13 protein-coding genes are annotated in these 9693 nt (G+C 64.3%); 3 read left to right on the forward strand and 10 right to left on the reverse strand.

The genetic code is table 11. The features are described 5' to 3' along the window. From atpA to KAY22_RS19985, 3 genes are all read right to left on the reverse strand, one after another. Positions 1-902: F0F1 ATP synthase subunit alpha (gene atpA, locus KAY22_RS19975; protein WP_296625012.1), on the reverse strand; the 902-nt coding region annotated here is incomplete at its 3' end. Positions 903-904: 2 nt separating this feature from the next. Further along, entirely contained in the window at positions 905-1459 is a 555-nt protein-coding gene (locus KAY22_RS19980; RefSeq protein WP_296625013.1) for a F0F1 ATP synthase subunit delta, read from the reverse strand. A gap of 251 nt (positions 1460-1710) precedes the next feature. Then, positions 1711-2166 (reverse strand): Hsp20 family protein, encoded by a 456-nt coding sequence (locus KAY22_RS19985; protein WP_296625014.1) that lies wholly within the window; start codon positions 2164-2166, stop codon positions 1711-1713. Between the two features lie 223 nt (positions 2167-2389). Here KAY22_RS19985 and KAY22_RS19990 point away from each other — a divergent pair, with 223 nt between their 5' ends. Beyond that, positions 2390-3331 (forward strand): acetyl-CoA carboxylase carboxyltransferase subunit alpha, encoded by a 942-nt coding sequence (locus tag KAY22_RS19990; RefSeq protein WP_296625015.1) that lies wholly within the window; start codon positions 2390-2392, stop codon positions 3329-3331. Between the two features lie 59 nt (positions 3332-3390). Continuing rightward, positions 3391-4839, forward strand: coding sequence for a M48 family metalloprotease (locus KAY22_RS19995; protein ID WP_296625016.1), 1449 nt, complete (start codon positions 3391-3393; stop codon positions 4837-4839). A gap of 82 nt (positions 4840-4921) precedes the next feature. Here the strand turns inward: KAY22_RS19995 and KAY22_RS20000 are convergent, their stop codons facing one another. After that, positions 4922-5089, reverse strand: a complete 168-nt coding sequence (locus KAY22_RS20000) for a Flp family type IVb pilin (RefSeq protein WP_296625017.1) — start codon at positions 5087-5089, stop codon at positions 4922-4924. Positions 5090-5222: 133 nt separating this feature from the next. Beyond that, positions 5223-5411: a Flp family type IVb pilin gene (locus KAY22_RS20005; protein WP_296625018.1), complete on the reverse strand. Its 189-nt coding sequence runs from the start codon at positions 5409-5411 to the stop codon at positions 5223-5225. Between the two features lie 94 nt (positions 5412-5505). Here KAY22_RS20005 and KAY22_RS20010 point away from each other — a divergent pair, with 94 nt between their 5' ends. Next, complete coding sequence (locus KAY22_RS20010) at positions 5506-5913, forward strand: (deoxy)nucleoside triphosphate pyrophosphohydrolase (protein WP_296625019.1); 408 nt, start codon at positions 5506-5508, stop codon at positions 5911-5913. On the opposite strand, the gene KAY22_RS20015 is transcribed toward KAY22_RS20010, so the two are convergent. The 5 genes from KAY22_RS20015 to KAY22_RS20035 form a co-directional block, all read right to left on the reverse strand. After that, positions 5910-6941, reverse strand: a complete 1032-nt coding sequence (locus KAY22_RS20015) for a hypothetical protein (protein WP_296625020.1) — start codon at positions 6939-6941, stop codon at positions 5910-5912. The genes KAY22_RS20010 and KAY22_RS20015 overlap by 4 nt on opposite strands. 55 nt (positions 6942-6996) lie before the next feature. After that, positions 6997-7614: a YceI family protein gene (locus tag KAY22_RS20020; protein WP_296625021.1), complete on the reverse strand. Its 618-nt coding sequence runs from the start codon at positions 7612-7614 to the stop codon at positions 6997-6999. Positions 7615-7710: 96 nt separating this feature from the next. Beyond that, entirely contained in the window at positions 7711-8730 is a 1020-nt protein-coding gene (gene ilvC, locus KAY22_RS20025) for a ketol-acid reductoisomerase (protein ID WP_296625022.1), read from the reverse strand. 120 nt (positions 8731-8850) lie between these two features. After that, complete coding sequence (ilvN, locus tag KAY22_RS20030) at positions 8851-9366, reverse strand: acetolactate synthase small subunit (RefSeq protein WP_296625023.1); 516 nt, start codon at positions 9364-9366, stop codon at positions 8851-8853. Positions 9367-9399: 33 nt separating this feature from the next. After that, on the reverse strand, positions 9400-9693 hold a 294-nt coding region (locus tag KAY22_RS20035), incomplete at its 5' end, for a thiamine pyrophosphate-dependent enzyme (RefSeq protein WP_296625024.1).

A 9693-nucleotide genomic window follows, 5' to 3' on the forward strand; every position in this document is an offset into this window, starting at 1 on the left:
AGATAGAAGACGTCGCCCGGATAGGCTTCGCGGCCCGGCGGACGGCGCAGCAGCAGCGACATCTGACGATAGGCGACCGCCTGCTTCGACAGATCGTCATAGACGATCAGGCCATGCATGCCGTTGTCGCGGAAATATTCGCCCATGGCGACGCCGGTGTAGGGCGCCAGATACTGGAGCGGGGCGGGGTCCGACGCGGTCGCGGCGACCACGATCGAATATTCCATCGCGCCATTTTCTTCGAGCGTGCGAACGAGCTGTGCGACGGTCGAGCGCTTCTGGCCGACGGCGACGTAGATGCAGTAGAGCTTCTTGCTCTCGTCGTCGCCCTTGTTCGCTTCCTTCTGGTTGATGAAGGTGTCGATCGCGACGGCCGACTTGCCGGTCTGACGGTCGCCGATGATCAGCTCGCGCTGACCGCGGCCGACCGGAACGAGCGCGTCGAGCGCCTTGATGCCGGTCTGCACGGGCTCGTGGACCGACTTGCGCGGGATGATGCCGGGGGCCTTGACCTCGACGCGGCTGCGCTGGTCGGAAACGATCGGGCCCTTGCCGTCGATCGGGTTGCCGAGACCGTCGACGACGCGGCCGAGCAGGCCCTTGCCGACCGGAACGTCGACGATGGTGCCGGTCCGCTTGACCACGTCGCCTTCGCGGATCTGGCTGTCGGACCCGAAGATCACGACACCGACATTGTCGGCTTCGAGGTTCAGGGCCATGCCCTTGATGCCATTGGCGAACTCGACCATCTCGCCGGCCTGGACATTGTCGAGGCCGTGGATGCGGGCGATACCGTCACCGACGGACAGCACCTGGCCGACTTCGGAGACCTGCGCTTCGGTGCCGAAGCTGGCGATCTGGTCGCGGATGACCTTCGAGATTTCTGCGGCGCGGATATCCATGTTCAGCCTTTCATCGCAATCGCGAGGGAGTTCAGTTTGGAGCGGATCGAACCGTCGATCTGGCGCGAGCCGACCTTGACGATCAGGCCGCCGAGGATCGACGGATCAACGGAGAGTTCGACCGCGACGTCGCGGTCGAGCTGGGTCTTGAGCTTGGCCTTGAGCGCCTTGACCTGCGTCGCGGTCAGCGCGCGGGCGGAGGTCACCTCGGCAGTGATCTCACCGCGATGGGCGGCCGCCAGCTGGTTGAAGGAGCGAATGACCTGCGCGATCTGCCCGAGACGGCGGTTCTGCGCGAGCACGCCCAGAAACTTCGTCGTCAGGGGATCGAGCCCGAGGGCCGTAGCCGTCGCCGCGACCGCCTTGAGCGCTTCAGCGCGCGACACGAGCGGACTGGTCGTGAGCCGACGGAAATCCTCCGAATCGGCGAGAGCGCCCTTCAGCGTCTGAAGGCTCGCGGAGACCGCATCGATCGCCTTCTCGTCACGCGCCAGATCGAACAGCGCAGTCGCATAACGTCCGCTGAGGCTAGCCTGAATACCGCCGGAATTCTCCACGCGCTTTCAATCCCCCATAGTTGGTTCGGCCCATGCGAAAAAGGGGCCGCCGGAAGCGTCCCCCCATGGGTTGCGGCGCGGTTAGCAGGGGTGCCCCCACTATGCAAGGCAGGAAGGGGCTTAAGTTACGGTGACGTGAACGTGGCCGTCTTTTGGCGCGATGGTGGGGGGCGGTTCGTCCGTGCGCGTGCCCGAATCGGAAAGCCGGACCTCTCGGCCCGGCTTTCCTCTTCTTTAGAATGCTGTCGCGATCAGGCCGCCTTGGCGTCGATCACGGCTGCCGGCTCGACGCCATCGATCGCGATCCGGCGCGGCTTCTTATGCTCCGGAATCTCGCGGACCAGTTCGACGTTGAGCAGGCCATTTTCATAGCCCGCGCCCGTCACCTTGATCGTGTCGGCGAGCTGGAAGCGGCGCTCGAACGCCCGCTTGGCGATTCCGCGGTGCAGGAATTCACGCTGGCCTTCTTCGGTCGGCTCCGCAGCGCGGCCGATGATAATCAGCATATTGTCCTGAACGGTGACGTCGATCTCTTCGCGCGTGAAGCCTGCCAGCGCCATCTGGATGCGATAGGCGCCGTCGCCGGTCTTCTCGATGTTGTAGGGCGGATAGCTGTCGCTATCGCCACGCGCGAAGTCGACGAGACGGTTCAGGTTCTCGAACCCGATCGACGAGCGGAGGAGGGGGGCGAAATCAAGAGTACGCATAGGGTCCATGTCCTCATCAAAGCGATTGACCTGTGCCCGCGGGAGACCCGCCGGGCTGTCGATCCGCCCCGAATGGCGACGGCCGACGCAATCGAGATAGGAGCATAGAATTGCGCTTCAAGGGGTCTGGGGGGCGAAGTCTTACAGGAGGAATGCGGAGTAGCAGACAGCTCTGCGCGGCGGCTTCGTTGACTGGCGACGCGGGTCCGCCTAACCGGAGCGCATGGTAGCCTATCTCGAATTCGAAAAGCCGATCGCCGAGCTTGAGGCGCGGATCTCCGAACTCCGGTCGACCGCGCATGCGGGGTCGCTCGACATCGACAGCGAGGTCGCAAAGCTCGCGGCCAAGTCTGAAAAGCTGTTGCGCGACACCTATGCGAAGCTTTCGCCCTGGCAGAAGACTCAGGTCGCGCGCCACGCCGAACGCCCGCATTTCAAACATTATGTCGCGGGCTTCGTGAGCGATTTCGTGCCGCTGGCCGGTGATCGGGCCTTTGCCGATGACCAGGCAATTATCGGCGGTCTCGGCCGCATTGGCGATCGCAAGGTCATGGTGATCGGCCATGAAAAGGGCGACGACACCGCGTCGCGCATCCGCCACAATTTCGGCATGGCCAAGCCCGAAGGCTATCGCAAGGCGATCCGCCTGATGGAACTGGCCGACCGTTTCGGGCTGCCGGTAGTATCGCTTGTCGATACCTCGGGTGCCTTTCCCGGCGTACAGGCTGAAGAACGCGGCCAGGCCGAGGCCATCGCCCGTTCGACCGAAGCCTGTCTTGCGCTCGGCGTGCCGATGATCGCGGCGATCGTCGGCGAGGGCGGCTCGGGCGGTGCCATTGCCGTCGCCGCCGCCAACCGGGTTCTGATGTTCGAGCATGCCGTCTATTCGGTGATCTCACCCGAGGGCTGTGCGTCGATCCTGTGGCGCACGGGCGACAAGGCCGCCGATGCGGCCGAAGCGATGAAGATGACGGCTTCCGATCTGCAGAAATTGGGTGTTGTCGACCGTATCGTACCCGAACCGGTTGGCGGCGCGCATCGCGATCCGGCTGTGGCGATCGCGGCATTGGGCGAGGCGATCGGCGAGGAACTCGACAAGCTGATCGGCAAGAAGCCCGCGACGTTGCGGGCGGCCCGTCGCGACAAGTTTCTTGCGATTGGCTGACCGCTCATAACGGAACCGTTCCGCAGCGGGGGCTTTATGCGTTGCAGAGGAGGGCACGCATGAACAGATTTCTCATAACCGCCAGTGTCGCGCTGGCTGTTCCCCTTGCCGCTGCACCCGCACTGGCTCAGGCGCAGTCGATCTCGGCCAGCGACCGCAAGATGGGCGCCGAAGCCCACCCGCAGCTCGTGCAGGAGTTCGGCGGCGCGATGAAAGGGCCGGCGGCGGATTATGTGTCGCGCGTCGGCAAGAAGATCGCGGTCCAGTCCGGACTGTCCAATTCGGAACGCGACTTCACCGTCACGCTGCTCGATTCGCCGGTCAACAACGCTTTCGCCATCCCCGGTGGCTATGTTTATGTGACGCGCGGGTTGCTCGCCCTGATGAACGACGAGGCAGAGCTGGCGTCGGTGCTCGGCCATGAGGTTGGCCACGTCGCGGCGCGCCATTCGGCCAAGCGCCAGCAGACGGCCACGATCACGTCGGTGCTCGCCGGCATCGTTGGCGCGGTGGCGGGCAATTCCGGCGTCGGCAGCCTGATCGGGCGCGGAGCCGGGGTCGGCGCCGACCTGATCACCAAGGGATTCTCCCGGACGCAGGAATACCAGGCCGACGACCTCGGTGTGCGCTACCTCGCCAGCGCGGGGTACGATCCGCTGGCGTCGTCGGACATGCTCGCGATCCTCGGCAACCAGCAATCGCTGGAAGCGCGCCTGACCGGCCAGAAAAATTCTCTTCCGACCTGGGCCAGCACCCACCCCAATTCGGAAGACCGCGTCCGTCGGGCGGCAACCAAGGCCGACGCCACCGGCAAGGCCGGCCGTGGCAACCGGAATCGCGATGCATTGCTCGACGCGGTCGACGGGCTCGCCTGGGGCGAGGATCCATCCAAGGGCTACACCGAGGGGCGCGAGTTCCGCCTTCCGACCCAGCGGCTCGCCTTCACCGTGCCGAGCGGCTACACGCTCAACAACGGCGATGCGGCCGTGACCATCGCCGGATCTGGCGGACAGGCGACCTTCTCCGGTGCCAAGATCGGCCAGAACGGCCTCGACGGTTATGTCGGGCAGGTCTTCGCCGCCTTGCAGGCGAATATGCGCTATGGCGAGATCCGATCAGGCAAAGCCAATGGCATCGATTTTCGTTATGCCTTCGGTACCGGGAACAGCAATGCCGGGCCTCTCGATGTCGGCGTGTTCGCCTATCGACCCGACAATGGCGCGGTCGCTTATCATTTCGTGACGATGACGCGGTCCGGGCAGGGCATCGGCCCGTTTCAGCCACTGGTCGAGAGTATGCGACGGTTGTCCGCTGGCGAGGCGGCCGCAGCCAAGGGCTATCGCGTGAAGGTGGTTCGGGTGAAGGCTGGAGACAGTGCCGAATCACTGGCGCGCCAGATGGCGTTTCCGGACGCGCAGCTCGAGCGTTTTCTGGTGCTCAATTCGCTGCAGCAGGGTAGCAGACTGCAGACTGGCGATCGCGTCAAGCTGATCGTTCGCGCACCCTGAACCTGTTCCGAACGGCAAAAGGGCGGTCGGTTCTGCACCGGCCGCCCCTCGCAATAAGCCTTGGTGTCAGGCGCTAGCCCGATCAGCTGGCCTTCATGTTGTTGGAGACGTTGGTGAACGTTTTCTGCAACTGATTGCCCAGGCTCGTCATCGCGGTGATGGCGGCAACGGCAATGAGAGCGGCGATCAGGCCATATTCGATCGCGGTAGCGCCCTTGCTATTCTTCAGCAGCTTGGAAACGAACTTCATAACTTATACTCCCGAGTCCCGAATTCGGGTGGTTTGCCCGGCCCGGCTGGCCTTCAACCATGGGGCCAACACAAGCACCATAATCGATGAGTTACTGTCATTCGGTTAACGCGCCGGGGGAGCTCACGTAGCATTACGTAGCGGAAACCTTGTTCGATATGTCGTTCCAGCGCGATTGCACCGAACTGCCGAGGCCCACGACTGCGCCCATGATGGCCAGGAAGACCAGTGCGAGGATCAGTCCATATTCGACCGCGCTGGCACCGCGTTCGTCGCGGACAAGAGTGTCCAGGCGCGGGCGATTGGCGGATTCGGGCTTCATATCGATCCTCGACCAAATGGCGAATGGCCGCGCTTTGCACCGGCTTGCTCATTTCGTAAGCGCTACGGTTTAAGAAAGCCCTAAGGAAATAGTCATGAATCCGGTGCAAACCCTGTTCGTCGTCGCGGCCGCCCTGATCGACGGCGATGGCCGCGTCCTCGTCCAGCAGCGCCCGGCCGACAAGAGCATGGGCGGGTTGTGGGAGTTTCCCGGCGGAAAGGTCGAACCGGGCGAGGCGCCGGAAATGGCACTGATCCGGGAACTGCGCGAGGAATTGGGGATCGATGTCGAGCGGGCCTGCCTTGCGCCCGCCTGTTTCGCGAGCGAACCGCTCGGCGAAAAGCACCTGGTCTTGCTGCTCTATATTTGCCGGAAGTGGCGGGGGATTGTGCAGCCGCTCGAAGCTCCGGCGATCAAATGGGTCGCGCCGGTGCAACTCCACGGGCTTGAGATGCCGCCGGCCGACCGCCCGCTGATTGCCCTGCTCGAAGCGCTGGTCTAGCGCCAGATCGGGCTTGCCGTCGGTGGAGCGTCTGCGGGCGTAGCGGACAGGCCTATGGTCACGCCCGGCACACGGCCTGCGGAGATGTCGGACAATATGCCGAGCACCGGAGTCGGGTCTGTCCCCGGACCCAGCGGGAAGATCAGCAAGGCGCCGCAGGGTTGAAGATCGAGCCCAGCCTTGCGGAATCGCGTCCGCACCCCAGCAAGCGCGGACTCATTTCCCGAGAGGACAATGGAATCCTGCAGCGAGGCGGCCGGGCAGGCCGCGCTCGCTTGGGCGGCCGCGATTCGGGGATGGCGCCCTCGCATCATCTGCCCACCATAGCGGGTCTCCAGGCGGGCGAGTGCCCGTTCGGCATCCTGCCCGAGCGCGGCGGTCTCCTCGCCGGCCGCGTTCCTCGTAAGCAGGATGATCTGGCGCAACAGATCCGCTGCGGACTCCACCGCAGAGGGATCGTCGCCCACGCGCGACGGCAATGACCGTATGTCGGCAAGCGACATCAGCGCCGCAAGCGTCTCCGGTGCAGACGGGCCAAGGCGCGCATAGCGGATACGGTAGGCCTGCTGATAGGCGATATCGGCCCAGGGGGCGGGGTCATCTGGACGGATCAGCCGCTCGACCTCGGCGCGCTGCATCAGCGCCGTGGCGACCTCGGGCGCATCGACGCCCAGCGACAGGCGAAAACCGTCGACTGCCTCCTGCAGCAGGTCGAGGATGATGCCCCCTATGTCGTCGGACAGGGTCGGGCTCTCGCTATAGACATACAGCGCAAAACGCTGGGCGGCTTCGGCGCGGCTTTCGATTGATCGAACTTTTCCGGTCCGGCGAAGGTAGAGGCGCTGGGCTTCGCCCGCCTTCCCTGCGCGAACCAGCGCAGCCTCCTTCGGGGGAATGTCGACCGGCGGAGCAGGCGTCCCGGTTTCGCTGACGTCGGGCTCGGCGCCATGGCCCGGAGATAGCGAGGGAAACAGAAGCGCGGCGGCAATCGGCGCCACCCATAGCCAATTGTCTCGCGCGCGGGTCATCGCGCGATGCATGGAACGGGGCGGGGCGGCTGTCCAGAGCCGCCCCGTCATGTCGTCAGGCTTCGGGCTTCTCGAAGGCGACGCTGATCTGCAGCGGAACCGCGTCGGGCACCAGCGGGATGCCGTAGCTCACGCCGAAGTCGCTGCGCTTGATCGTGGTCGTCGCGTCGAAGCCGATGGTGCGCTTGCCCATCATGGTTCCGGCGCCGACGAACACCGCATCGAGCACGACGGGCTTGGTGACGCCTTTGATCGTCAGATTGCCGCTGATCTTCGCGGTCTTGCCCATTACCCGGACCGAGGTCGATTCGAAATGGGCAGTGGGATATTTCGCGGCGTCGAAGAAGTCGGCGGCCTTGAGATGCTCGTCGAGCTTCTCGACCGTGGTGGTGATGCCCGACATCGGGATATCGATCGAGACCTTCGCCTTTGCGGGGGCCTTGGGGTCGAGCGTCACGGAGCCGGTCAGCGAGCCGAACATGCCGCGATAGGTGCTGAAGCCAAGATGGTTGACGGTGAAGGTCACCTGGCTGTGGCCGGGATCGACGCTGTAGGTGCCGGCGGCGACACGGCGGACATCGGACGTTCCCGGCGGGGTCTTCGGCATCTGTGCGGCGAGTGGAACGGCCACGATCGATAGGCCCATGACCAGGGCGAAGGCGGTGGTCTTCATGCAATTCTCCCGAAAACGACAACGGGCGACAGACTATCGCCTGCCGCCCGTCGAACAACCGCCTAAACCGAAACGATGCGTTTCGGCATAGTTGGATCAGTTCTTGGCCTTGTCGACCAGCTTGTTCTTGCCGATCCACGGCATCATCGCGCGCAGCTCGGCGCCGACCTTTTCGATCGGATGCTCGGCGACGAGCTTGCGGCTCGCCTTGAGCTCGGGCTGGCCGGCGCGGTTGTCGAGGACGAAGCGCTTGACGAACTTGCCCTTCTGGATGTCGTCGAGGACGCGCTTCATCTCGGCCTTGGTCTCCGAGGTGATGACGCGCGGACCGGTGTGGATGTCGCCATATTCAGCGGTGTTGGAGATCGAGTAGCGCATGTTGGCGATGCCGCCCTCATACATCAGGTCGACGATCAGCTTCACCTCGTGGAGGCACTCGAAATAGGCCATTTCGGGCGCATAGCCCGCCTCGACCAGCGTCTCGAAGCCGGCCATGATCAGGTGGCTGAGGCCACCGCACAGCACCGCCTGCTCACCGAACAGGTCGGTCTCGCACTCTTCCTTGAAGGTCGTCTCGATGACGCCCGAACGGCCGCCGCCGATCGCCGAGGCATAGGACAGCGCGACGTCGTGCGCATTGCCGCTCGAATCCTGCGCGATCGCGATCAGGCAGGGAACGCCGCCGCCGCGCTGATATTCGGAACGGACGGTGTGGCCCGGACCCTTCGGCGCGATCATGAACACGTCGATGTCGGCGCGCGGCTCGATCAGGCCGAAATGCACGTTCAGGCCATGGGCAAAGGCGAGCGCCGCACCCGGCTTCATATTGTCGCGCAGGTCGTCATTGTAGATCGCGGCCTGATGCTCGTCGGGCGCCAGCACCATGATGATGTCGGCCCACTTCGCCGCATCGGCGTTCGACAGTACCTTGAAGCCGGCGTCTTCAGCCTTCTTCGCGGTCGCCGAACCCGGACGCAGCGCGATGGCGACGTCGGCAACGCCGGAGTCGCGCAGGTTCTGCGCATGGGCGTGGCCCTGGCTGCCATAGCCGACGATGGCAACCTTCTTGCTCTTGATGAGGCCGATGTCGGCATCACGATCATAATAGACGCGCATGATGTGCTTCCCTGTGACGCGGCCCGGCATCCGGATGGAGACGGTCGCCTGTTTTGAAAATGTGACTGGCCCCGTAACGGGCGGGTGCCCGTCCGTCGACCCTGCTTGTTCCTGCTGCCGTTAAAGCGCTTCTTTGCCGCGGGCGATCGCCGCGACGCCGGTGCGCGACACTTCGACCAGCCCGACCTCGCGCATCAGCTCGAGGAATTTGTCGATCTTCTCGGTCCCGCCGGTAACCTCGAAGATGAAGCTCGAGATCGTGGCGTCGACCACGCGGGCGCGATAGACTTCGGCCAGGCGAAGCGCCTCGATCCTCTGGTCCCCCGTGCCGACGACCTTCACCAGCGCCAGCTCGCGCTCGACATGGGGGCCGAGGGCGGTCAGGTCGGTGACCTTGTGGACCGGGATCATGCGGTCGAGCTGGGCCACGACCTGCTCGATCACTTCGGGCGTTCCGGTGGTGACGATGGTGATCCGGCTGATCTTCTCGTCCTCGGTGATGTCCGCCACCGTCAGGCTGTCGATATTGTAGCCGCGCGCCGAAAACAGGCCGGCGATCCGTGCGAGGATGCCGGACTCGTTGTCCACGGTTACCGACAGAGTGTGCCGTTCGGTCTCTTGCTGTTTGATGTGCATATCGGATCTCTTGTCGAAGGGGTGGGGGAGGGTTCAGACGAGCGCCTTGGCCTCGTCGTCCATCTCGCCGACCACCTCGTCGGCCTCCAGGATCATGTCGGTGTGCGCTGCGCCGCTCGGGATCATCGGGAAACAATTGGCGAGCTTCGCCACGCGGCAGTCGACGATCACCGGACCGTCATGGGCGATCATCGCCGCGATGCCGCTCTCCAGGTCGGCCGGGTCCTCGATGCGGATTCCCTTCCACCCATAGGCTTCCGCCAGCTTGACGAAATCGGGCAGCGCATCGCTGTAGGATTCCGAGTAGCGGCCAGCATAGGTCAGGTC

This window comes from Rhizorhabdus sp. (assembly GCF_018006725.1).
Taxonomy (GTDB): domain Bacteria; phylum Pseudomonadota; class Alphaproteobacteria; order Sphingomonadales; family Sphingomonadaceae; genus Rhizorhabdus.